The sequence below is a fragment of the Paenibacillus sp. 1_12 genome (assembly GCF_900114475.1).
Lineage (GTDB): Bacteria > Bacillota > Bacilli > Paenibacillales > NBRC-103111 > Paenibacillus_S.
Map to the genome: position 1 here is coordinate 42,351 of NZ_FOTE01000023.1, position 24,470 is coordinate 66,820.

Genomic DNA, 24,470 nt, shown 5'->3' on the forward strand with positions numbered 1-24,470 from the left:
CACCTTTTATTTTATATTATGATTAGTCTCAAACTTACTAAAATGTCCAAGAACTAATCTATTAATATCATATGGAAATTATTGGGTAGCGCATGGACTTTGGAGCAATAACGTTAGCACAATTAATAGAGGTGATAGAGTTAGAACGGTGGATTCAACTGAAGTATCTTGCTCTTTTGTGAATCATCAATACTTCATGATCTTGCTTTCACAATTCGGTTACATTGTACCCTCTGACTCGTTCGCAATCGCTTCGCATCTCCCCTTCGCACCTCCTGTATCCAGATTCTTTAATACTTTTTTACAGGATGTTCTCCCGCTTTAATCTTCCACATAACGATCTTGATCGATGTTTCTTCACGGCGCCCACGCTGATCCTGAAGGCCGAACTCCCTAATTATTTGTATATTCTGAGCTACACCTTTAATCGATGCCTGTCTGCAATCCCTAAATGCTCGATAATCTTACCAAAGGTCTTGGGTTTATTTCAATGTCTTTTTAAGGGTGCACTTTATAGCATCTGCGGGCTTAATAATTTAATCAGGACATTTTATGTCACAGGTGCAAATTATTTCGTTTTCTAATCGATCCGTCTTAATTCGCCTTATTTCCAAGTGCAAAAAGTGTCTATAGCATGCCGCTGTAGATGATGCTAGCTTAAAGTTTGCAAGCGGATAGTCAATTTGAAGGGAGGAACAACCTATGAACCAAACTGATGAAGGGCAACGAAAACATGGGATTATCGATTGTGATGTTCATGTTTATCCCAAAAATGTAGAAGAGCTGAAACAATATATGCCGCAGCCATGGAAAGACCGTTACAAGCCGGGCGGCAGAGGCTTTTACGAAAACCCGGGTCATGGATCACGCTTGGACGCAAAACCGCCTGGAGGGGGAGGCACAGGAACAGATCCTGACTTTTTACGGAAGCAGCTCATTGATGAATATGGGATCGATCATGCAATCCTGCTGCCTCGGGCCTTCTGTAACATGCAGCCTGATCCCGATTACGCTTCAGCTATAGCGGCGGCCTATAATGACTGGCTGGCTGATACATGGCTTGGGAAATACAACAAGGACGGCGTGTTCAAGGGTTCCATCACCATTGCCCATCAAGATCCCGCGGCCGCTGCCAAAGAAATCGACCGTTGGGCCGGGCACCCTCATTTCGTGCAGGTTATGACGGATTCCGGGGCGCGTGCGCCGTTCGGACAGCGTCAATATTATCCCATCTATGAAGCGTGCGAACGCAACGGGTTTCCTTTTGCGATTCATCCTGGGACGGACGGTATGGGTATCAATGAACAGCCGTCACCTGGTTATCCAACTCACTACATCGAATGGCATACTTGTTTGTCATTAAGCTTTCAAGCGCATCTCGTTAGCTTTCTTACTGAAGGCGTGTTCGAGAAATTCCCCAAGTTCAAGGTTGTGCTTGTAGAAGGTGGCGTATCTTGGGTACCAACACTTTTATGGCGCTTGGATGCGGAATACAAAGGACTGCGATTCGAGGTGCCATGGCTAACCAAAAAGCCGTCTGAATATTTGCGCGACCACCTTCGAGTGACATCGCAGCCAATCGAACGTCCGGATAATGACCAGTATTTGCTGCAAATATTGGAGATGATGGATGCCAAAAATATCCTGATGTTTTCCAGTGATTATCCGCATTGGGACTTCGACTCACCGACAAGGGCGTTTCCTAAGCTACCCGTCGAACTTTACAACCGAATTTTTACAGACAATGCCAGAGAGCTTTATGGGCTGTGAGGAGGCACAACGAATGACAAATCATATAGCGGGTACGACGAGTGAGATTCCCCCTGGCGCAAGAAAGATTGTTCAAGTGGAGAGTCGTTCAATCGGTGTCTTTAATGTTAAAGGAACTTATTATGCAATCCGCAACAACTGTCCGCATCAAGGGGCTCCGCTCTGCCAAGGCCGATTAACAGGGTTGGCTATGCATACCATGCCGGGAGATTACAACTATGGCCGTGAAGGCGAAATCATAACCTGCCCCTGGCATGGATGGGAGTTCGATCTGACAAATGGCAAGTCCATATACGACCCTCAAAAATGTTTGGTGAAAACCTATGAGGTCATTGTAGAGCATCAAGCTATGTCGCAGCCTAGGAGGGTTGCAGCTAGCATGCAGACCGAACAGGAAACGATGATCGATACCTATCCGGTGACTGTGGAGGACGACTTGGTCATTATTCACTTGTAAGACCTAGGATTCCTATCAAACACCTCTAACAATTAGGACGGTAAGGAAGTGAGACGGGTATGCATGAAGCATTGCCTCATCAAAAAACAATAGCTCACAGCCGTGCCCCCCGAGGCTTCGGACTGTGGCAGCAATTGATAAAATATCGATACATTTATTTGCTGACGCTGCCTGGTATGTTGTACTTTATCCTGTTCAAATTTGGCCCCATGTGGGGGTTGCTCATATCATTTCAAGATTATAATCCGTTTCAAGGGTTTTGGGGCAGTGAATGGGTGGGTTTTAAGCATTTCCGCGAGTTGTTTGTCAGCGAATATTTTTATATCATGGCCCGCAATACATTTCTAATCAACATTTTTGGGCTGGTGTTTTCCTTTCCGCTGCCAATCTTGCTCGCACTCATGCTGAATGAAATCCGGCACGAAGCATTTAAACGAATCAATCAGACGATTATTTATTTGCCTCATTTTTTGTCTTGGGTAGTAGTAGCCAGCATGACATTCTTTATGCTTTCGACGGATGTGGGCATCATCAATAAGATCATGATGGGGTTCGGCATGAAGCCGGTGTCCTTCTTATCAAATCCAAACTATTTCTGGGGATTAATTACTGCGCAGGGCATTTGGAAGGACGCGGGCTGGGGCACGATCATTTTTCTCGCGGCCATGGCGGGCGTCGATCCCCAACGTTATGAAGCTGCAGTCGTGGACGGTGCATCGCGGTTGAGGCAGATCTGGCATATTACGCTGCCAGCGATCCGGCCGACCATTATCATTCTGCTCATATTACGGCTGGGCCATATAGCAGATGTCGGGTTCGAGCAGCTGCTGCTTATGCAAAATTCACTTGTTTTACCGGTAGCCGAAGTTTTTGACACCTACGCGTTTAATCAAGGTATCGTCCGCGGGCAAATCAGCGTCGGGGTAGCCGTGGGCATGTTTAAAGGTCTGGTTGGTTTGGTGCTGGTGATGAGCTCCAACTTTATCATTAAGAAAATGGGCCATGAAGGCATTTATTAAACAAGGGATAAGTGAGAGGAGGGTAGAGAATGAGTTTTGTTCAAAGGAAAGGTTTAACGTCTGGCGATTGCGTGAATTATTTCCTGCTGCTGTTGGTTTCGTTGATTTGCATCTTTCCCTTTTTCTACGTGTTCAGCGTGTCTTTTACCGATCCGAAGGTATATATTCCACTTCAGTTCTATGTATTTCCAGAAAAATGGTCACTGGCGTCCTATAAGTATATTTTATCTACAAACAGCTTTATTAACGCTATGAACAGTACGATATTCGTTACAGTCGCAGGAACGATCCTGAATTTGGTCTTTACCTTTACCATGGCCTACGGATTGACCAAAACGGGGCTTCCCGGACGTTCTGTCATGCTGGGGGCTGTTGTGTTTACGCTTGTATTCAGCGCAGGTCTGGTTCCCAGCTATTTGCTGGTCAAGCAATTGGGATTGTTGAATTCGTATTGGTCACTCATTTGGCCGGGCTTGACGAACGCATGGAGCTTGATTGTCGTCAAAAGCTTTATGGATTCGCTGCCAAAGGAGCTGGAGGATTCGGCACGAATCGACGGCTGTACAGATTTGGGCGTGTTTCTCCGAATCGTCATTCCGCTGTCCATGCCTGCGATTGCCGCTTTTACAATGTTTTTCGCGGTAGCCCATTGGAATACTTATTTTAACGCGTTGATTTATTTGTCCGATGCCAAAAAATGGACGCTGCAGGTTCTTGTCAAAACGCTTGTCATTGACTCCGACTCCAACGGTGTAGGGGCATCGGGAGCAAGCGAGCAGGGGATCGTCCCGCAGGAAACGATCCGTATGGCGGCTATTATGCTGTCGATGGCGCCGATTTTGATCGTTTATCCGTTTTTACAAAAGTATTTCGCGCAAGGGGTTTTGTTAGGCTCTGTAAAGGGATAAGCAATAAAGCCTGTAAACACAGGAAACCGATAAAATGGAGGTTATACTATTATGGCAGGACAATCCAAACCGCAAGTGGCTTACGGAGCGGTATATTTCCGCAAATCAAATCCCCCTAGACAGGACTGGGAACGCGATTACGCTCAAGCGGCCAAGGACGGGATGAACATATTCCGGCATTGGTTCATGTGGGGCAATATAGAAACCGCTCCTGGCGTCTACGACTGGGAGGATTATGACCGGCATATGGAGCTGGCTGCTCAATACGGGCTCCGGACGATTATTGCTGAGATGATTACGTTCATTCCGCAATGGATGTACCGCACTCACAGCCATCTGCTGGAGGAACATGCCGACGGCAGTAAGGTATACGGAGAGATGAACGGCAGCAGCGCTACTGGTGGATCGTCAGGTGGCTCAGGAGGAGCCTTATGTCTTGACTTTGCAGAGGCTAAGGAGCATGCGGGACGGTTTTTAAGAGAGCTGGTAACCCGGTATAAGGATCACCCTGGTATGTACGGGTATGATGTATGGAACGAATGCAATTACAGCCCCGGCCTCGGTTACTCTACAGCGACGCAAGCGAAATTCAGAGAGTGGCTGGAGCTGAAGTATGGTAGCTTGAAGAAGCTGAATCAGGCATGGAACCGGTTTACCTATGCTTCTTGGGAGGATGTGCAGGCGCCGAAGCAAATCGCGCAATTTCCCGAATGTATGGATTGGCTGCAGTTCAAGAAAGAGAATTTCCATAGCCACATGCAGTGGCGTATCGATTTGATCCGCAGCTTGGACAAGGATAATCTGATCACCGCTCACGGGATTGCCGCGAGCTTCGAATCGATGGCCTCAGGTGGCTCGGACGATTGGCTCGCCGCCTCAAAGGTCGAGAGCTACGGCATGACCTGGGTAACGGCACGCAAAGGCAGCGAGCCGTGGAAGCAGGCGCATGCCATTGATATGCTGAGGGCATCGTCAAGAGGCAAGCCTTTCTGGCATGCCGAGATGCAGGGAGGACCGTTATGGCTGCAGCCTCAAGTAATCGGCCGTGCCAAGGAGGACGGACGGGTAGCGACGCCAGAAGATATCCGCCTATGGAACATGACCTCATTGGCCGGAGGAGCGCGCGGTGTTTTATACTTGCGCTGGAGATCGCTGCTGGACGGTCCACTGTTCGGTGCGTTTGGCCTATATGACACGAACGGGCTGCCGAATCCGCGTTCAGAGACGGCAAGCTCGATTGCCCGATGGACCAATGAACCGGAACAAGCAGGTCTGATGAGCGCCCAACCGATTCAAGGCGACATCGGCATTGTAGTCGTTCCTGAAACGCAGGTATTTAATCATCTGATTCAGCAAGCAGGAGAAGGCAAGTTTTACACCAAATGTATGCAGGGAGCTTACCGTGGATTTTTTGACAACCATATCCAGGCGGATTGGGTGCATATCGATCATATTGATGAATATTCAACCTTATACCTGCCGTACCCTATTATGCTGAAAGCTGAGCAAGCCGAGCAATTATCCGATTGGGTAAAACGCGGAGGAATCTTGATTTCGGAGGGCTGCCCAGCCTATTTTGGAGACCGCGGAACTGTGGGAGTCATCCAGCCTAACTATGGTCTAGACCAAGTTTTCGGCGCCATTCAGCACGAAGTCGAATTTATGCCGGATATTGCCCATACTTTGACGTTTGATTGGGGTGGCAGGGAAATTGGTGGCGGCTTATTCCGTCAATCCTACAAGCCGCTTACCGGCAAAGTGTGCGGAACCTACTCAGACGGGAGTGCGGCTGTAATTGAGCATACATACGGGGATGGAAAAGTTTTGCTAATCGGTACATTTCCTTCCGAAGCGTATCAGCGTACCGAAGATCCGGGTACTCGCAGCTTTTTCCGGAATGTGCTTGCATGGGCAGGAATAAAGCCGCAGGTTACGGTAGCTTCCCCGCACCTGCAGGTAAGATTGCAAAGCGGTGACGCCGGCAAGTATGCATGGATTATTAATCCGTATCATGAACCGGTCAGTTCGGTTATTGAATTATCCGATGCAGTTGGTCCTGCAGCTGTTAAGAACGTGTTGTGGGGGGAATATAGCGGCAGTGTGACAGACGGTCGGCTCGACATTACGGTGCCTGCCAAGGATGTGATTATTTTAGAGCTATAGATGAAGGAACGAGACGCATCAGCGCACTAAAAAAAATTTTAACGTAGAAGAGGAGGATCTCCAATGAAAAAACAATGGAACATACAAAAAACAATCGCTTTATGGGCTGTTGTGTCAATGATGGCTAGCACAGCGGCAGGATGCAGCGGAGGGGAGCCGAAGGCGGCAGACCCCGCCAAGGGCGAGTCCAAAGAGCCTATTAGCATCAAAATGCTGGCCCCGCTATATGAAGAAGTACCTGATATGAAAAACCAATATTGGACCGAGCTGCAAAAAATGACCCATTCCAAGCTCGATATTCAATGGGCGCCTTCAGGTGATTACGATACCAAATTTGATTTGGTGCTCGCCTCCGGTGATATCCCTGAGGTCATTGTCGGCAATAATATTAGCCGTCCAACGCTTGCAACCGCTATCAAACAGGGAGCTTTCTGGGATTTGACGCCGCTGCTAGGCGATTTCAAGGATTATCCGAATCTTAAAAAAAATGCGGATTTAGGAGTATTTAAGCTAGCGAGGATTGACGGGAAAATATGGGGTATCCCCCGCATGCGCTCCGAGATCGATTTGAGTCTGAAATTCCGCAAGGATTGGTCCGATAAATTGGGCCTACCACTCCCGAAAACATTGGATGAATATGCCACCGTAATGAAGAAAATTATTGAAAGTGATCCTGACGGCAACGGCAAAAAAGATACACTTGGGCTCATCGGTCACGGCGGTATTGTGGATGATGCGACAGGTCCCTTTGAAGCGGCTTTCGGCGGATTTACCCCTACTTACGATGAGGAGAAGGGCTTAATCTACCACACGCTCACCCCTCAATACGTGGACATGATCGAGTGGTTCAGCAAGCTGTATAAGGACGGCGTATTGGCCCAGGAATTTTCGGTTATGAAAAAGACGCAGGCTGAGGAATTATACAATACAGGCCGTGCTGTATCTTACGGACGCAATACATGGCGCGACTGGAGTATGGAGCAGGAAATTAAAAAAGTGCAAAAGGGTGCTGAAGTCGTCAGTCTGCAGTTGCAGGGACCTAAAGGTCCGAACATATTATTAGGCGTACCGATTAATGCCGCATTCTATATTTCCAAAAAGGTGCCGGAAGAGAAGGTCAAACAGTTATTAAAATATTTTGAAACAACAGCTTCGCCTGAGGTTATGGCGTTTGCTTATCAGGGAATTCTGGATGTTCACTATAAGATGGTTGACGGACAGCCGATGCTGACTGAGCAGGGAACCAAAGAGGTCAATGTGACCAGCTTGCAGCCGTTGGCGTTATCCTTTGATAAGTGGGTGAAGGTGAATAATCCGTCCGCTCCTAAAGCTTATAACGATGCCAAGAAAAAGGAGGTTGAAGTCTACGAGAAAATTGGCGCGAAAAATCCGTTCAGCTGGCTTACTTCCGCGACATGGACATCCGTGTGGCCTAAATATGATAGTGAATTTAAAACGATGCAAACTAAAGCCATAGTAGGTCAAATTTCTGTGGATGAATTTAAGACCTACGTAGAGAAGCTGCGCAAGACGCCTGAATTGAAGAAAGCGTTTCAAGAATTTGCCGAAGCAGAGAAGGAATTTAATAAGTAATAATCGAACATGTTAGGCATAGGGTGAGGCTCTGGCCTCACCTGTTTATGTTGATGAAACTTTGAACTGGAGGGGCTTCCATGGTTAACGTGTGGCAGCGTGTGTGGAAATCCGTATTTTCTCCATCTCACGATTATAATGGCGTATTTCTGCACCGTATGATCTGGCTCGGCTGTATTTCTGCATGCATTCCGGTAATTATAGGAGGAACTATTTACTACCAGACCTCCATGAACCAAATGTACAAGCAAATTAGAGATGAAAGCCAGGTATCGTTGACTTTGGTTAATGATCGGATGGAGCGCATCTTAGAGCGGGTCGAACAGGAATCGCTTAACCTATCCATGGAACCTATTGTAACAGAAACTTTTTTCACTCCTGATTTTAAAAAGCAATACATTTACCAAAAGCTAATTTTGGATAGCATGCTGCGCAAAAAAAACGCCTCTGAAGCAGTCAGCGAAATCATTCTGTACAGTGTCGGATCCGAATTGATTTTATCCAATGAATACGGGCATATTTCGTATCAGGATTATAAATTCCGCTCCGATCTTGATGCTGCTGTCGCATCCAACAAACAATCGGAGTGGGTCATTTTGCCTGAGTCAGGTAAAAACGGCTATGTATCGTTTATCAGGCAGCTGCCTATTATTTCGCTGGACCAAATAAACGGGGCTGTCATTTTTCAAGTAAAAGAAAATGAGCTTAGCAGCAATTTATTGGATTCCATCTCATTTATACCGGGCCAAGGAGTAATTGTGCTGGATACCCAAAACAAGATTATGCTCCATTCGAAAAAGAAGGAGCTCTTGAGGACGAAGATAGACGATGATCAGGCAGTACAAAGCATTCTTGCCTCGGTTGATAAATCGGGAAACTTCTTCTCAGGTAATCCTGCAGGAGAGCAAACTTTGTATACCTTCGTTAAGTCCTCTATGGGTCGGACATATATTTCCACCGTTCCTAAAAAAGAAATAGACAGCCGCATGAGCTGGGTGCGTTGGGTTACCATGTTCACGGTGCTGATGCTGCTCGCAATCGGTGTATTGATCAGTTATGTAAATTCTCGAAGAGTTTACAATCCCATCGAGCATCTGTTCAAATACGGAAAAAGCCTGAGCAGGGGCCAGATTGCAAGCAGAGACCATAATGAGCTCAATTATATTCGGGAGTGTCTTAACTTTTTGAGCAAGGAGTCGGAGCAGCTATCCGGCTATTTAAGCAGCTTGGAGCCCGGACTGCGGGAACGTTTTTTTCATAAACTGCTGGATAACGAATACGGGCTGCCCATTACGCTCAATGAGGATTGTCACCGTTTCGGCATTGCCTTGACGGGCAGCTATATAGTGATTGTTGTCGATGTTGAGCATTATTACCGGGAGACACGGTTTATGCCCGAGGATAAGCCAATTGTCAGCTTTGCCATAGCCAACGTGATGGATGAGCTATTGAACGAATACAAGTCTTTGAATGGATATGTCGTGAATTTTAATCAGAGCCGGGGAATCGCCATATTAAACGATTGCAGTAAAACCAACTATGATCAATTTGTACAGGAAACCAAGCAATACGCAGCTACCGTTTGCGATGCTTTGCAGCAATATTTAAAACTTAAAGTGTCTGTAGGCATCGGAAAAGTGTACTCCCATGCTGCGGATATTCCGGTTTCTTACAGGGAGGCGCTGACAGCGCTGCAATACCGCATGCACCGTGATACAAACCCGGTCCTTTATATCGAAGATTTAGAAGTCCCGAGAAAAAAAACGGCCGTCTATTACCCCCGTGCGGAAGAAAAGGCTATTTTGGCATCGTTGTCCAAGGGGGATTTTGAAGAAGCGCAGCGAGCGCTTAAAGGCTTTGCAGACGCGCTTCGCGATTCCGAGACATACAATTTTATTTATCAAGCCTACCACGTTCTGCTTTCCTCTATAATTGAATCGGTCGAGCAGTGCGGAGTTAGTATTCTCGACATTTTGGAAAACAACTTGTTTGATCAACTGAAAGGAAGACAAACGCAGTTGGAAATGTATGATTGGTTTGTCGACGTCTGCTTTCCTTTATATAGAAGACTCATTGATCAACATCCAGGGGATTCCGCAAAAATGGAAATTAATCGAGTCTGCCAATATATCCATGATCATATTCAAACGGATATTTCGCTGACCTTGTGCTCGGAGCTTATAGGAATGAGCCCTTCTTACGTGAGCAGGCTGTTTAAGAAGGAGATGGAAATGTCATTTGTCGAGTATGTCATGATCTGTAAGATGGAGGAAGCGAAGCGGATGCTGCTGGACACCGAAAGAAATGTGTTTGACATTGCCCTTTCAATCGGCTATTCCGAGCGCAATTTAAATCGTATTTTTCAACGTTATATGAAGCAATCTCCCGGTCAATTCCGAGCAAGCAACCGTTAAATAAATGATAAAGTGACGGACTATGGCTCCTCAAGTTCCGTTCCAAGCAGTTGGAGCCCTGATCGGCATAGTAGAAAATACCTGCCCATGAAATTCATTCATGTGGGCAGGTTTTCTGTCTACTGATAATAGGACTAGTTTTAAATTCGAGTATTTGGAGATGAGCAAGTGAAGCTAAAGCATAAATATTTGCTGATGTCCGTCCTTTTTATGGCATTTCCGCTTCTGGCCAGCCTGCTGTTTACTTATAATGAAATTCAAAAGCAATACAGAGAAGAGATTATTACCTCGCATCTGCAATTGATGAACCAGCTAAACCGTAATATCCAATATTCGGTTAACGAGCTAGATAACAAGCTTATGAGTATTTATGAAACGTCTGATGTGTATGATTATTTAATCAATTTGACGAATAATAACACGATTTCCCCGGAAAGACAGCAGAGAATGGAAACACTACTGAAGGTACTGACCTTGTCGATGAAAGGCTTCAGCAGCGTTTATCTGTATTTGGATGCCAAGCAGTATCTTTACAGAGTGGACTACCTGAATTTAGGTCTATTAAACAGCTTCACCTACAAGGATAGAATTTGGTTGAATGAGGTTGAGCAGGGCGGCGGTGCGATGACTATCCATACTTCTTCTTCAGAGGATGTGAATGAAGTATTCATCGGGAGAGCCATATCCGATGTCATTCAAAAAAAGAAGGTAGGGGTTCTTGGTTTAGGCCTTAACAAGAAGTTTTTTGTAGATCTATTCGGCGAAGATTATGCAAACGATTACATTCAGGTCAATGATTCCAAAGGGAACGTGATTTATGAAACCCGAAAGCTAGATTTACAGAAAGACCTAGTCTATGTAATTAAGAGCGAAGAAAATAAGTACGGCTGGTTTGTGGTGAAGTATATTCCTCAATCCATCGTGAAGCAGACCGCTTGGAATTCGATTAAATTTACGATCTATCTCGGAGTCGGCGTCCTAATTGTCGGAATTGTGCTGTGGTTGCTGTTTGCCCAGCAATTTTACCGCCCGATTGTCAGCTTGGCACAGACCATGAAAAATGTAGGGAACGGTAATTTTAAGCTCGATATCTCAGATCCTATCAATGACAGACCAGATGAAATCGGGTTCTTGTCGCGGCAATTCCATGTGATGGTGACGAAGCTGGAGGCAATGATCCAGAATGAGTATGAGCTCAAATTACAGGAATCGTATTCACGGGTAAAGGCGCTGCAAGCACAAATCAATCCGCATTTTTTGTACAATACCTTAACCTCCATGTATTCGGAGGCGCTGGACGCCGGAGCTGCTTCGATTTGTTCGATGATCAAATCATTGTCATCGATTTTTCGCTATACGATTGAATCCGAGCATGACCTTGTGCCTTTATCGCGGGAGATTGAGCATGTCCGTCATTATTTGCAAATTCAGAAATATCGGTTTGAGGAAAAGCTGAGCTTTCACATCGCAATCGATGAATCCTTAATGGATGTGTCTTGTGTGAAGCTTTCGCTGCAGCCTATCGTTGAGAATGCGATTTTGCATGGGATTACGAGAAAAGGCTGCGGAACCTTAACCATTACTGGCAAAAAGGAAGATGGTCAAATCATGATTATAATAACCGACACGGGCTGTGGTATTTTACCCGAAAGGCTTATAGCCCTGCAGCTTGGCCTGAATGTCGATGCCAGAGATGACAATCATATCGGGCTAAGCAACGTCCAGCAAAGAGTACAGCATTTTTTCAAGAATTCAACAGGCATACAATTGCAAAGTCAATTTGGTGAAGGGACAGAGGTTTCTGTCATTTGGAGGGTAGATTAAAGCGATGAATAAACCTGTGGACATATCTGATTATGCACCTAATAGCAGACCGCTGATTAAAGTGCTGATCATTGATGACGAACCCAAAGTACGTAAAGCGCTGCATACACTTCTCAACTTGTCCGACTACGGGGTAGACATTATTGGCGAGGCCGAAACCGGTATCCAAGGTCTGAAGCTCATGGAGGATCTGGAGCCTGATTTAATTTTTCTCGATATCGTCATGCCAGTTATGGATGGCTTGGAGGTACTCGCCCATCTGCAAAGAAAGCAAGTCTACAAGCACATCATTATTGTCAGCGGCTTTGATGATTTCAACTATGCCAAGCAGGCTATCAGCTTTAATGTGATCGATTATATACTCAAGCCTTTCGACTTGGAGGATGTAGAGTGCGCTATGAAGAAAACTGTCGAGCGGATGAATCTGCAGAAAACGATGATGGCTATGGAGAGCACACTTACTCGCAATAAAAAGGAGAGCCTGCTGCGCCGCCAGGATTTGATTAAACAAAAGATTTATGAAGGCAAAGCTTTAACAACCGAGGAAAAGCTGGAGCTTCCCGCTTTTTCAGAAAAAAACCTCTGGCAAGTCCATATTGTGGTGGTTCAAAATTATTATGCTAGTGTATCAGATCGGTACCACGGGGACAGAGAGCTGTTCTCTTATATTGTTTGTAAATTTTTCGGAGAAATGTTGGATTCCTACGGGTATTCTTATGTGATAGGCTCTTCCTCCACCTATCAGCATCTCGTTTATTGGATTCTGGTATCGCCGGAGGCGGGTCAGCGGGTATTGATGGAATTGGTCTCATCGATTAAAAAAGTTTTGAAGGTGGACTGCTTCTTTTTAAACAAGGTAGAGCCTGTTCGTGGAGATCGGGTGTCCAGCAGCATTCACAAATTGGAAGAGGTTATCGTACATACTCACTTGAATTATCTTAACATCGATCATAAAACTGTAATATGTAAAGAAAGTAAGCCCACTCCTGAGCTGTTAATATCACAAATAAGTGAACTGACACGCAAAATCAACTATATAGTTAAGCACGCCCAGAAAAATCGGGTTGAAAATATTGTCGGAGAATTGTTTGAGAGATGGGAGAACCAAGGTGCCCTGACGTGCCATTTTCTATTTCTGGCATACTCCTCCATAGCCAACATTTCCCCGGAAGGCGATTTATCGGATAATAGCCCTATTGATTCGTTTAATTTTGGGCTTAAGATGAAATTTAATGTGGAGTCAATCCGCAGCTATTTTATTCATTTGATCGTGGAAAAGATTAATATTCAGCATAAAGGGGAGCTGGACGCGTCAGGTGACCGAATCGGGCTCGTTAAAGCTTATATCGACGTTCATTATGCGGAACCTTTGTCGTTGAACAGTTTGGCGCACCAGTTTTATATTAGCAAGGAATATTTGGCCAACCGCTTTAAAAGTAAATTTACGATGACCGTTCACCAGTACTTGCATGGTATCCGTTTGCGAAAATCGCTGGTTTTGCTAATGGACCGGCAATATCGGATTTCCGACGTAGCTTTGATGGTCGGCTACGACAATTTCAGCTACTTTAATAAGCTGTTTCGCAAAGAATACGGCCTTACTCCATCCGAATATCGGGATAAGCAGTAATAAATTAATATGGTGTTAGAACACTGATTAATAATGAGGTACCCAGCAAAGACGTTTCCTATTAAGATTTAGAGGTACTTACAGGATGATAGCGCTTTCGCAATCCTAATACAAAGAGGAGACGATCTCATGAGAAAGTTAGTTCCGATTTTACTTTGCATGCTGCTGATGGTAACCGCTTGCTCTTCACCATCAACGACTGGCAGCAGCGCAGAGCCAGGCAAGACAAGCAGCCCTGCAACTGCAGCTAATGCAACATTGAAATTAATGCTAAACTCGGCCGATGATGTCCCGGCGTTCAACAAGATCATCGAAGAGTTTCAAAAGACGAATCCGACAGTCAAGTTTGAAGTGAATGCGGTTCCTGGCACCGATACCTTCATTACGGCTTTAAAAGCTAAATATTCCTCCGGGGACGCTCCCGATCTGTATACGTTTCAGGTAGGAGCAAGAACTGCGGAGTTTGCGAATGCGGGGCTGTTGTTGGATATTACAGACACGCCGCTTTTGGCGAATATTAAGAAGGATGACCTGAAGCTGGTCACTTACAAGGGCAAGGTTTACGCGGCACCATTGAATGCACAAGCTACTGGGATTTATATGAACCAGGAAATTTTTGATAAATACGGGCTTAAGGCTCCGGAAAATTTTGGTGAGTTTTTGAACGTAAATAAAGTGCTGCGGGAAAAAGGCATCAAATATCCGATGATCGTCGCTGGAAAAGATGTTGGCCATGTGTCGCAATTTGACTTTCAGTATTTGGCAACGGTTGTAGTGCCTAATGATCCTGATTATTACAAAAAAATGCTTAAGGGCGAGTTGCACTTCAATAGCCCTGTGATCCGCACGATGTTTGAACGTTATGGCATGCTGAAGGAATATGTATCTCCTGATGCGTTGGGTGTCGATGCCGACGAAGCTGTTAAACGCCTTATTAAAGGTGACGGGGCGATGCTGATGAATTTAAACAGCCTTCTGCCAACGATTCGCCGTTATGGACCGGATACGAAGCTTACGATGGTACCATCCGCTTTGCAGGATAAAACAGAAGACCGTATTCTTAATGTGGGAGTTACGACCGGACTTCATATTTCAAGCAGCAGTAAATACCCGGAAGAGGCCAAGAAATTTATCCAGTTCGCCTTGACGCCAGCGATGGGTAATGTTTATTCCAAGGAAGCGAAGCAGCTTTCAACCGTAGTTGGGGTTACCGATGTTTATGACGATTCCTTAAAGACGATGCTGCCTTGGCTAAATGGAAATAAAAAATCACCCCATGCAGATCTTGTCTGGATTCCCGGGATTAAAGATATTATGAAAGAAGTTACACAAAAGTGGTTCTTGGGAGAACCGCTTGACAGCGTGATCAATCAATGGGAAGAGCAGCATCAACGGCTAATGAAGGCCAATCCATCCTTTGTCGAAAATTTTGGTAAAGAATGAAGCTGCGGGAAAATCTCCAATATACTTCGTTGTCGCTGCCGGCGATTATCCTTTACCTTGTTCTGGTCATCGCCCCGCTTATCGGGGCGTTTTACTACAGCTTTACGGATTGGGATGGGTTAGGCAAAACGTATCGCTTTATTGGATTGGATAATTACTTCACCTTATTCACAGACAAAATCGTGCTGCGAACCTTCTCTACAACGATGAAATATACGATCTGTGTAACGATATTTCAGAATGTGCTGGCGTTGGTACTGGCTATAGCCTTGAACCAAAGCATCAAAACCAAGAATGTCCTTCGCACCGCGATTTTTATTGTCTGCACGTTAAGTCCATTGCTTAACGGATATATATGGAGCTTTGTATATTCGGGACCGTTAATGGGCGCGGGCAAGCTGATCGGAATCGATATGCTGGCGAACAACATATTGGGCAGTAAGGATGGAGCGATTTATGCTGCCGCCTTCGCCAGTATATGGAGGATGGCCGGATGGACGATGATCATATTCCTGGCGGGCCTGCAGATGATTCCTAAAGAATTATACGAAGCCGCAGAGGTCGATGGCGTGGGTCCGTTTTATAAGTTTTTCTACATTACATTGCCGCTATTGGCTCCTGCGATCACGATCAATGTCGTGCTTACCTTCGAACGTGGACTTAAAGACTTCGACAGTATTTTCGCCTTGACGGGCGGAGGACCGGGTGACTCTACATTGGTTATGGCCTTAAGCATTTATAAAGAATCCTTCTTTTTCTCAAGGGCTGGCTATGGTACAACAATCGGGATTATGCTGTTCCTTCTCATTGTTGTCTGTACCCTCATTCAGCTGAAATTTTTAAGAAAGCGGGAGGAAGATGTCATATAAACCGATGAGTGTAACCAATAAAACAATGAGCCTGAAAAAGAAACCGATGAGTTTAAAAAAACAAAAGCTGGTTGTGCTTGAAATCATCTTGATTGTATTTACAATCATTTATTTCCTACCCTTTTATATCGTCATAACGATGGCGATGAAAAAGCCCAGCGAGCTGCTGTATTCAACCTTTGGCCTGCCCAAAACGTTGAACTTCGATAATTTCGTCAAGGCATGGGAAATTACCAAATACAGCACAGTACTGTTTAACACGGCCTTTATTTCCCTGCTGTCCGTGGTCGGGATTATACTCGTTGCCTCCACGGCAGCCTTCACATTAGCGAAGCAAGTCAACAAATTGAATCATTTTTTGTATTATTTTTTCCTGTCAGGCATTATGATTCCAAGCTACACCGTGCTTGTTCCGCTGGTCAAGCTGCTGAAAAGCTTATATTTGATGAATTCCAAGCTGGGGCTCATCATTGTTTATATTGGGCATGGTCTCCCGTTTGCGGTGTTCTTACTGGTCGGCTTTATCCGTTCCATCCCGAAGGAAATTATGGAGGCAGGGACTATAGATGGCTGCAATGTGTACCAGTTGTATGGGAAGATTCTGCTTCCGATGTTGCAATCCGTGATCATCACGTTATTCATCTTGGATCTGATCTGGATCTGGAATGACTTTTTGCTGCCCCTGTTGGTATTGCAAAAAAAGACCGATTTCACGCTCACTTTGTCGCAGTATACGATGCATGGAGAATTTGGGACACAGTGGCAAATTGTTTTTGCAGGATTTTTACTAGCTATAGCTCCGCTAACAATCATTTATCTGGCTTTGCAAAAATATGTAATCAGTGGCATCTCTGCCGGTGCATTAAAGGGTTAATTACAGAATAGGAGTGTTATGAAACGATGGCAAAAAAACAATTACCACAGCTTCCTTATGGCGCTGTGTACTTCCGTAAATCCAATCCGCCTAAAGCGGATTGGGAGCGTGACTATGCAGTAGCACGTGAGGATGGCTATAACATGTTCCGTCATTGGTTCATGTGGAGTGCCATTGAGGTAGCGCCTGGTGTCTTTGACTGGGAGGAATATGACCGGCATATGGACCTTGCCGCAGAGAACGGCATCCAAACGGTCATTTCCGAAATGATGACGTTCGCGCCTGAATGGGCGTTTACGAAATATCCGGATGCACTCCACACGAATGTGGATGGAAAGAAAACCCACAGCATGATGGGCGGAAGCAGCGCAGTGGGCGGCTACGGCGGGCTATGCTTCGATAGCGATGAGGTCAAGGCATTGGGAGAACGCTTCCTAACCGAATTGGTTTTACATTGTAAGGACCATCCCAGCATGGTCGGCTATGACATATTGAACGAATGCAATTTCCAGACGACCGGGGCCTGCTATTGTGAGCATTCCAGAGCCAAATTCCGGCAATGGCTGCAAGCCAAATATGGCGATCTGAAAACGCTGGGTATCGCATGGAGGCGCTACAGCTATACCGATTGGAATGATGTCCAGCCTCCTGCCAAGCTTGGAATATATCCAGAATCGTTCGATTGGATTGAGTTTAACAAGCAAAATTTTTATGCAAAAATGAAGTGGAGAAGCGATCTCATCGTCAGTCTGGATACAGATAATTACATTACCGCCCATGGAGAGGCTGCGAGCCTTGTGAAGATGGCTGCGGCAGGCTCTGATGATTGGGAATCCGCTCGCCATGTGGAGATCTACGGCTTCACCTGGGTCGCTACAAGAAAAGGCAGCGACCCTTGGAAGCAATGGCATGCTGTGGATTTGACCCGTTCGGGATCGAACGGGAAGCCGTTCTGGCATGCCGAGATGCAGGGCGGGCCTTTGTGGCTGCAGCCGCAGCTTACCGGCCGCCCAAGGCAGGATGGACGGATCACGGAAGCGGAGGATATCCGCTTGTGGAATATGATCTCGCTGGCAGGCGGCGCCACTGGCCTGCTGTTTCCCAGATGGCGTCCGCTGCTGGATGGACCGTTGTTCGGTGCGTTTGGTCCCTATGAGATGGACGGCTCGCGGACAGACCGTTCCGCCATGGCGAGCTCCATTGCCAAATGGGCGAATGAACCGGCGCAGGCCTCGCTATTCAACTCGTCGCCGATCAAGGGAGATATCGGTATCCTGGTAGTCCCGGAGACCGAAGCCTTCAACCACATCTATTCACGCGAAGTGAAATGCGATTATTATTCCAGCGCAATGTGGGGGGCGTACCGCGGATTTTTTGATAATAATCTTCAGCCGGATTGGGTTCATATTGACCAGATTGATGCCTATGAGGTTATTTATTTCCCATATCCGATCATGCTCAAACAGGAGCAGGCACAGAAATTGAAGCATTGGGTGGAGCATGGTGGTACGCTGATCAGTGAAGGCTGCCCAGCCTATTTCGGCGACTTTGGAACGGTAGGCACCGTGCAGCCAAACTTTGGATTGGATGAGGTATTCGGAGCGAAGCAGCAGCTTGTGGAATTTATGCCGGATATCGCGGGCAATATAACTTTTGACATGAATGGCGCAACGGTCAAGGGTGGCGTATTTCTGCAATCGTATCAGTTAACCAATGGAACGGCTATCGGAAATTATGAGGATGGAACCATCGCTGTGGTTGAGAACAGCTACGGTACAGGTAAGGTGCTGCTGGTAGGAACCTTTCCGTCAGAAGCCTATTACCGGACTAGTGATGTAGGCACGAAGCAATTTTTTGCCGATGTATTCGCATGGAGCGGGAAAGAGCAATCAGTGCGGGCCAATAATCCGCTGGTACAGGTTCGGCTTCATGAGGGCAGCGGGGGTAAGTTTGTGTGGATCATCAATAGCTCTGATGCAGAGGCATTTACGGAATTACATATTTCCGACAAATTCGCTTGTGTGTCATCCATAGAGAAGCTTTGGGGCGAGCCTGCTGCTGAGCTTGCAAGTAATCAGCTCAAGGTGATGATGCCTGCCAAGGATGCGCTCATTTTAAAGCTTGAATAATTTAAATCAAAGAAAGCGTGGTGATTCGGGTGAGGTTACAAAATAAAGTGGCTGTCATTACGGGTGCGGCTATGGGAATAGGCAGAGGCATCGCGTTGAAGTTTGCCGAGCATGGCGCTCATGTCATTGTTAATGATATTGTCGAGGATGGATTGAAGGAAACGGTGCAGATGCTCCAAGCCATTTCTAATCATAAAGTGTTTGCCCATCTAGGAGATATTTCACTTAAAGAGCAGGTGGACTCGCTTTTTGATATCGTCACCGGTGAATTCGGGCAGATTGATATACTGGTTAATAACGCAGGATGGACTCAGTGCAATAAGCATTTTCTGGAATACGATGAAGAGTTCTGGGATAAGGTCATTCGCATCAATCTGAAAAGCGTATATTTAACCACACATCGGGCGGCTATCATGATGGTGGAAAGGAGTGAGGGCGCAATTATTAATTTGTCATCGATTGGCGCGACGAAAGCCCACAGGCAGATGGTCGCTTACGATGCCAGTAAAGGTGCAATTGACGCATTTACGAAGGCAACCGCACTGGATTTGGGACCTTGGAACATCAGAGTTAACGCCATTGCACCGGCTGTAATTCTGGGTACACCAGTTAAGAAGATGGATGATGAAATATTGGCCCGGCAAAATCCGGCAGATTTCGGCACCCCTCTGCTCAGGCAAGGCACGCCAGAGGATATCGCGAACAGTGCGTTGTTCCTTGCTTCCTCAGAGTCCAGCTTTATGACAGGCCAAACCTTGTCGGTTGACGGTGGTTTAGGTGTACAGGCACGGCCTTATCCTAAGCCTTAAGCTCCATAATATTTGATGTTACAAAAAGATCGTACTGCTCAATCCAGCAATGGCACCGGGAATACGATCTTTTTCATATCAGTATCAGTCCTTGTTCGGTGCCTCCGATCGCTCAAACGCTTTAATGGGATTCGTGCACACCGAGCTACTCGGATACATTGTTAATTAATGGTAATTTATGCAAAACAAGGAGCGACTGCCAACCGCAGCTGCTCCTTGTTTTTATATTTGGACAGTATGACAGATGATTCTAATTACAAATCATCTCTAACATAACCTATCGACAGGCATTTTGACGAACAGCAATACAAGTCAGCACGTAAGAAAGGACGCAGCTGACGAGCCATGCTGCTGCAAATACGATATAGCATATCGTGGGAACTCGGTTCATTGTTATAGGAGCATCTCTATGAAGCTGTCGGTTGGATACGGCAGCTATTTCAGTTTCAAGAATCGAAACAGATCCCGGTTTGTTTCGGTATTTGCGCAACCGATCCGACAATCAAAGTGTTGGACTCATCGACGGAATTTTGTGAGTAGTGTATTAAGAACAAAAGTTCTCCTACGAGAAAGAAATTGAAGCCATTCGAATTGCGAATGTGGACATTTTAACAGATGCAATCAAATTAATAGGGATGTCATCAAAATGATTTATGTTGAGAGCGAAGTGCTACCCCGTACATTCTTCCGATACTCCGTCGGCGGAAACCCTGTTTCTTTGCGAAAGCTTTTTGTAAAATGATCCGTATTTTCAAAACCGGTCTGCTCAGCGACTTCTTTCATGCTCAGCGACGTTGTTGTGAGCAGAAATTTAGCTTTATCCATCCGTTTGCGCTGCATATATTTAGCGGGTGGCATGCCGAAGTACTTTTTGAAATATTTGATCAAGTAATTGGGGTGGAAGTGGACGGATTTTGCCATTTGTTCCACGGTTATTCTTTTATGCAGATTGTGTTCGATGAATCTTTGCAGTTGGCCTAGTCTATCCATTTCTTCGGTGCGCTGCAGCATATGGACGGGAGCAGATTCTAAATAGCAGGATATAATTTGCAGCAGGATTGCCTTTTCCCGAAGCCGGGATGTTATCGAAGAATTGTGGAATAGCGCAACAAGCTCTTCAAACCATGTTGTCATCTGCTCGACTTTGCTGACTTTCATATAGAGCGGTATGTCCAGCCATTGGAATAGATCAAACGAACCGATATGCGCGGTGAAATGGCACCAATATTTATAATAAGGAAGATTGCTGGTGACGGAATAAGACTGTAGCGAATGAGCGGGCAGCAAGTAAAGTTGCCCTGGACGAGGGTGCAGCATTTGATCTCCTACTTGGATCCAGCCTTCTCCATTCAGAATCCAATATAGTTTATTGTATTCCGGTGTAAAATCATGCAGTCTCCACGATTCGGTACACTGAGTAAGATGAGCTTCTTTGACATGTATCTGAAGGTTTTGAAGAAGGTCCGCCAAGAAAGCGGATTGTTGTGCATTCATCATATGTTCACCTGTAAATGTTAATAATGGACGGGTATAGATTAGTTTCATACATGTCTATATTACCATAGCCTTGATATACTAAAATAGTGAACTTGAAATTGATTTTTTCGAGCGAATGCTGTGTATCTAATGACAAGTAATAATACGATTATTCAAGAACGAAGAGTGCGGACGAAATGGTCTATGCATTTGACTGGGAGCATCCGGATGAGATTAATTTTCCCTCAAATTCATCTTTTTAAATTGAGTATATTAAAATCAAGGAATTTCGTAGGAAGCTTAAAACAAGGGGGAGCATGCATGTGTGAAGATTTTGATAAATGCTCAAATGCCAACTTAAAACTCTTAGAGCAATGCTTGGCAGATGCTATAGCTCCAAAACTACACATGAATCAGGATTTTATGATAAACATCCTAACTACTATAGATAGCTACGCGATTCAAGTAGGGATAGAAGAAATATCAGACATTATACAGTCTTATTCTTTTATTCTTCGTTACATTTTTTATGTCGACCGTAAATTCGCGACAATCAATGAGGAAATTACTTATCTTGAAAAGTATTGGCAATTATTGAGCTATCGAGATCAAAATATTAATTTAATTTTGAAGATACCAAAAGAACTGAAAGATCTCCAAATCCTAAGGCTAAGCCTTTTTCCGCTAGTTGAAAATTGCATATATCATGGTTTCAAAAATGGTTTTGATGAGAATTGCTACATAGAAATTCAGGCATACATCTTGCAATCGAATCTAATCATTGAAATAAAAGATAACGGTTTTGGAATACCTGAAGAAACTTTAAATAATATATTCACTGAAATGGAAGAAAGCATTCTTAACTCTACATTAAAAAATAAAAAGTCAGGCAATGGAATTATGAATGTACATAACAGGATCCGATTAGTTTATGGAAAAAATTATGGTTTAAAAATTATAACAAATGAAAAACTTGGGACCATTATTGGTATGAAATTGCCTTTCTACTTAACAACAGCGTCACTTGCTGACTTGTAAAATGAAATGGTCAACATACACAAACAACGACAGCTGCTCCTTGTTATTCATTAAGCTAAAGGTCAGGAAAGTTTAGTAATACCTGATACTTACCTTACATAATAAAACTTCCAATGGTAAACTAGAAGTTGTGTGAACATATAGACATTAGGGGGAATATTTGTGTGTTCTAATAAAAATATAGATATTGAAATAGACCTAGTTAACGATTATAAAGATAGTAAAGTTTACAGAGATAGTTTTAATCAACTAGCGACTTTGGTTTTTAATATCAACTTTGAAGATTGGTATCAGAAAGGATTCTGGGATGACCGTTATATATGCCATTCTTTCATCAGGGATAATGTAGTCATTGCCAATGTTTCTGTTAGCAAAATGGACTTGACGATAAATGGGTTAAATAAAAAAGCGATTCAAATTGGAACAGTTATGACTCATCCCGATTTTAGGGGGAAAGGACTTTCTGGAAAATTGATGAGGCATGTTCTAGATATTTACGATCAAGATTGTGATATCTTCTTCTTATTCGCTAATAGCACTGTAATTGATTTCTATCCAATATTTGGATTTGAATCCTTTGATGAATCACAATTCAAACTTAAATATCATTCCACTCCAAGTGCGGATACTACCTTACACAAGCTGAATTGTTCTAATAAAGATGACTTGGAATTTATCAAAAGAATGGTTTTATCCCGTAGACCTATTTCAGAACAATTTGGTGTTAGCAATAATCAAGGACTCTTTATGTTTTACGCAATAAAAGTATTTCCCGAATCAATATATTATTCGCAAGAGGACGAGGCTATTATCGTCTATCAACAAGAAGGTCATTTACTAAATCTATATGATGTAGTTAGTCAATGTGATGTTAATTTAAATCGATTACTTAATCGTATTGCTAATGAGCAAACAGAATATATTCATTTTCATTTCACACCAGATCAATACACTGAGAAAGCACAGTATGAGTGGATGGACAAAAATGGTGATATGCTCTTTATAAAAGCTAACTTTACCTTTGATAAAAATTCAAAATTCTGTGTGCCTGTATTAGCACATGCATAGTGTTATAATTTAACGGGGAACGATAGTTTAATAACCTGAAGTTTTGAAAACAAAAACCAGCTCTCGATCCCTGAAGGATGAGGGCTTTTTATATGTTGGTATTGTTAAGATAACTGGCAGTTTAGTTGGGATTTTTATCATGTTATTATAGAAATTAAGAAATGAGAAGGGATTGACTGCGATGCAGAGGATTAAGTTTGTGTATAAACAATTCTTAAGGGAACCTTTTTGGTTTAAGATTCTAGTAACTTCAACTTTGCTTATTACTATAATATTTAGCAATTCATTTTTTTCGTATAATGGTTATTACCAAAGCATTGCTAAATTAGCGGCTGCTATTTTTTTCTCTGCATATGGCGTAAAATTGCTTAGAAATACATTGATTTCTGTTATCTTTTTCGTATTTGCAGTTATTTGTATTTATCTGTCTTGGGACTATTTCGATAAAGCACATTATTAAGCTAAAGGGACACAAGAGTTCAATAAACAAGGACGGCAGCCGATGCAGATTGAACGGCTGCCTTAAAGTAGGAGGTCGTGCAAAAGTAAGTAAAATAAGTAGTAGCTACCTAATAATCATCTCAGTAAAGGGTAGGAATTGGGGGGCACGCAACGACATCAATTATTCTTGGATCAATGCCATAAAACATCCAAAACGCTCCATTCCATCTATACCCTGAGACTTCACCATACTCTACACGAGTCGGATAAAACCAGAAATTGTCTCCATTCAGTAGCCAGACATATGTGTATTCATATAAACAGTCAACTACATAAGACACTTCAGGTTTTGGGGGGATGAATGCAGGTGGAGGAGATTGCGGTTGTCTCATATACACCTGTGGTTGTGGGATAAAGAACATTGAATTCCACTTCCTTTTAGAAGTTTAAATTAAATCGTATTTCATGATATGTGGGTTAATAACTATTTGACTGTACAGATGCCTAAAATGATGAAGAAGTCATTCGATCACATGTGGTTCGTC

The 24,470-nt window shown here is 44.2% G+C and carries 17 protein-coding genes; 16 read left to right on the forward strand and 1 reads right to left on the reverse strand.

Annotation, left to right across the window (positions count from 1 at the left end):
- The first annotated feature begins 702 nt into the window (after positions 1–702).
- From BM210_RS29420 to BM210_RS29485, 14 genes are all read left to right on the forward strand, one after another.
- Positions 703–1,770, forward strand: coding sequence for an amidohydrolase family protein (locus tag BM210_RS29420; RefSeq protein WP_091176067.1), 1,068 nt, complete (start codon positions 703–705; stop codon positions 1,768–1,770).
- Positions 1,771–1,783: 13 nt separating this feature from the next.
- Entirely contained in the window at positions 1,784–2,227 is a 444-nt protein-coding gene (locus BM210_RS29425; RefSeq protein WP_091176069.1) for a Rieske (2Fe-2S) protein, read from the forward strand.
- A 59-nt stretch (positions 2,228–2,286) separates the two neighbouring features.
- Complete coding sequence (locus BM210_RS29430) at positions 2,287–3,246, forward strand: ABC transporter permease (RefSeq protein WP_091176070.1); 960 nt, start codon at positions 2,287–2,289, stop codon at positions 3,244–3,246.
- A gap of 29 nt (positions 3,247–3,275) precedes the next feature.
- Positions 3,276–4,154 carry a carbohydrate ABC transporter permease gene (locus BM210_RS29435; protein ID WP_091176072.1) on the forward strand — a complete coding sequence of 293 codons (879 nt, stop codon included), beginning with the start codon at positions 3,276–3,278 and terminating at the stop codon, positions 4,152–4,154.
- 51 nt (positions 4,155–4,205) lie between these two features.
- A complete protein-coding gene (locus tag BM210_RS29440) occupies positions 4,206–6,317 on the forward strand; it encodes a beta-galactosidase (RefSeq protein WP_091176073.1) in 2,112 nt (703 codons plus the stop codon).
- A 63-nt stretch (positions 6,318–6,380) separates the two neighbouring features.
- Positions 6,381–7,910 carry an extracellular solute-binding protein gene (locus tag BM210_RS29445; RefSeq protein WP_091176075.1) on the forward strand — a complete coding sequence of 510 codons (1,530 nt, stop codon included), beginning with the start codon at positions 6,381–6,383 and terminating at the stop codon, positions 7,908–7,910.
- A gap of 80 nt (positions 7,911–7,990) precedes the next feature.
- On the forward strand, positions 7,991–10,324 hold the full coding sequence (locus tag BM210_RS29450; protein ID WP_091176076.1) for a helix-turn-helix domain-containing protein: 2,334 nt from the start codon (positions 7,991–7,993) through the stop codon (positions 10,322–10,324).
- A gap of 168 nt (positions 10,325–10,492) precedes the next feature.
- Positions 10,493–12,148, forward strand: a complete 1,656-nt coding sequence (locus BM210_RS29455; RefSeq protein WP_091176078.1) for a sensor histidine kinase — start codon at positions 10,493–10,495, stop codon at positions 12,146–12,148.
- Between the two features lie 4 nt (positions 12,149–12,152).
- Complete coding sequence (locus tag BM210_RS29460; protein WP_091176079.1) at positions 12,153–13,778, forward strand: response regulator transcription factor; 1,626 nt, start codon at positions 12,153–12,155, stop codon at positions 13,776–13,778.
- Positions 13,779–13,907: 129 nt separating this feature from the next.
- Entirely contained in the window at positions 13,908–15,221 is a 1,314-nt protein-coding gene (locus BM210_RS29465; RefSeq protein WP_091176081.1) for an ABC transporter substrate-binding protein, read from the forward strand.
- On the forward strand, positions 15,218–16,090 hold the full coding sequence (locus BM210_RS29470; protein ID WP_091176083.1) for a carbohydrate ABC transporter permease: 873 nt from the start codon (positions 15,218–15,220) through the stop codon (positions 16,088–16,090). The genes BM210_RS29465 and BM210_RS29470 overlap by 4 nt, the downstream gene beginning before the upstream one ends.
- Complete coding sequence (locus BM210_RS29475; RefSeq protein WP_091176084.1) at positions 16,080–16,964, forward strand: carbohydrate ABC transporter permease; 885 nt, start codon at positions 16,080–16,082, stop codon at positions 16,962–16,964. The genes BM210_RS29470 and BM210_RS29475 overlap by 11 nt, the downstream gene beginning before the upstream one ends.
- A gap of 26 nt (positions 16,965–16,990) precedes the next feature.
- Positions 16,991–19,093 carry a beta-galactosidase gene (locus BM210_RS29480; protein ID WP_091176086.1) on the forward strand — a complete coding sequence of 701 codons (2,103 nt, stop codon included), beginning with the start codon at positions 16,991–16,993 and terminating at the stop codon, positions 19,091–19,093.
- Positions 19,094–19,122: 29 nt separating this feature from the next.
- Positions 19,123–19,902: an SDR family NAD(P)-dependent oxidoreductase gene (locus BM210_RS29485; RefSeq protein WP_218184988.1), complete on the forward strand. Its 780-nt coding sequence runs from the start codon at positions 19,123–19,125 to the stop codon at positions 19,900–19,902.
- A gap of 651 nt (positions 19,903–20,553) precedes the next feature.
- Here BM210_RS29485 and BM210_RS29490 read toward each other — a convergent pair.
- On the reverse strand, positions 20,554–21,399 hold the full coding sequence (locus BM210_RS29490; RefSeq protein ID WP_091176087.1) for an AraC family transcriptional regulator: 846 nt from the start codon (positions 21,397–21,399) through the stop codon (positions 20,554–20,556).
- A gap of 207 nt (positions 21,400–21,606) precedes the next feature.
- Here BM210_RS29490 and BM210_RS29495 point away from each other — a divergent pair, with 207 nt between their 5' ends.
- Positions 21,607–22,416, forward strand: coding sequence for a sensor histidine kinase (locus BM210_RS29495; RefSeq protein ID WP_218184989.1), 810 nt, complete (start codon positions 21,607–21,609; stop codon positions 22,414–22,416).
- A 162-nt stretch (positions 22,417–22,578) separates the two neighbouring features.
- Positions 22,579–23,484, forward strand: coding sequence for a GNAT family N-acetyltransferase (locus tag BM210_RS29500; protein WP_177238074.1), 906 nt, complete (start codon positions 22,579–22,581; stop codon positions 23,482–23,484).
- Positions 23,485–24,470: the final 986 nt, after the last annotated feature.

What these genes read in the sequence shown, in the direction of transcription:
- BM210_RS29420 (WP_091176067.1), top strand. Translation starts at nt 703, where the DNA reads ATGAACCAAACTGATGAAGGGCAACGAAAACATGGGATTATCGATTGT.
- BM210_RS29425 (WP_091176069.1), top strand. Translation starts at nt 1,784, where the DNA reads ATGACAAATCATATAGCGGGTACGACGAGTGAGATTCCCCCTGGCGCA.
- BM210_RS29430 (WP_091176070.1), top strand. Translation starts at nt 2,287, where the DNA reads ATGCATGAAGCATTGCCTCATCAAAAAACAATAGCTCACAGCCGTGCC.
- BM210_RS29435 (WP_091176072.1), top strand. Translation starts at nt 3,276, where the DNA reads ATGAGTTTTGTTCAAAGGAAAGGTTTAACGTCTGGCGATTGCGTGAAT.
- BM210_RS29440 (WP_091176073.1), top strand. Translation starts at nt 4,206, where the DNA reads ATGGCAGGACAATCCAAACCGCAAGTGGCTTACGGAGCGGTATATTTC.
- BM210_RS29445 (WP_091176075.1), top strand. Translation starts at nt 6,381, where the DNA reads ATGAAAAAACAATGGAACATACAAAAAACAATCGCTTTATGGGCTGTT.
- BM210_RS29450 (WP_091176076.1), top strand. Translation starts at nt 7,991, where the DNA reads ATGGTTAACGTGTGGCAGCGTGTGTGGAAATCCGTATTTTCTCCATCT.
- BM210_RS29460 (WP_091176079.1), top strand. Translation starts at nt 12,153, where the DNA reads ATGAATAAACCTGTGGACATATCTGATTATGCACCTAATAGCAGACCG.
- BM210_RS29465 (WP_091176081.1), top strand. Translation starts at nt 13,908, where the DNA reads ATGAGAAAGTTAGTTCCGATTTTACTTTGCATGCTGCTGATGGTAACC.
- BM210_RS29470 (WP_091176083.1), top strand. Translation starts at nt 15,218, where the DNA reads ATGAAGCTGCGGGAAAATCTCCAATATACTTCGTTGTCGCTGCCGGCG.
- BM210_RS29475 (WP_091176084.1), top strand. Translation starts at nt 16,080, where the DNA reads ATGTCATATAAACCGATGAGTGTAACCAATAAAACAATGAGCCTGAAA.
- BM210_RS29480 (WP_091176086.1), top strand. Translation starts at nt 16,991, where the DNA reads ATGGCAAAAAAACAATTACCACAGCTTCCTTATGGCGCTGTGTACTTC.
- BM210_RS29490 (WP_091176087.1), bottom strand. Translation starts at nt 21,399, where the DNA reads ATGATGAATGCACAACAATCCGCTTTCTTGGCGGACCTTCTTCAAAAC.
- BM210_RS29495 (WP_218184989.1), top strand. Translation starts at nt 21,607, where the DNA reads ATGAGATTAATTTTCCCTCAAATTCATCTTTTTAAATTGAGTATATTA.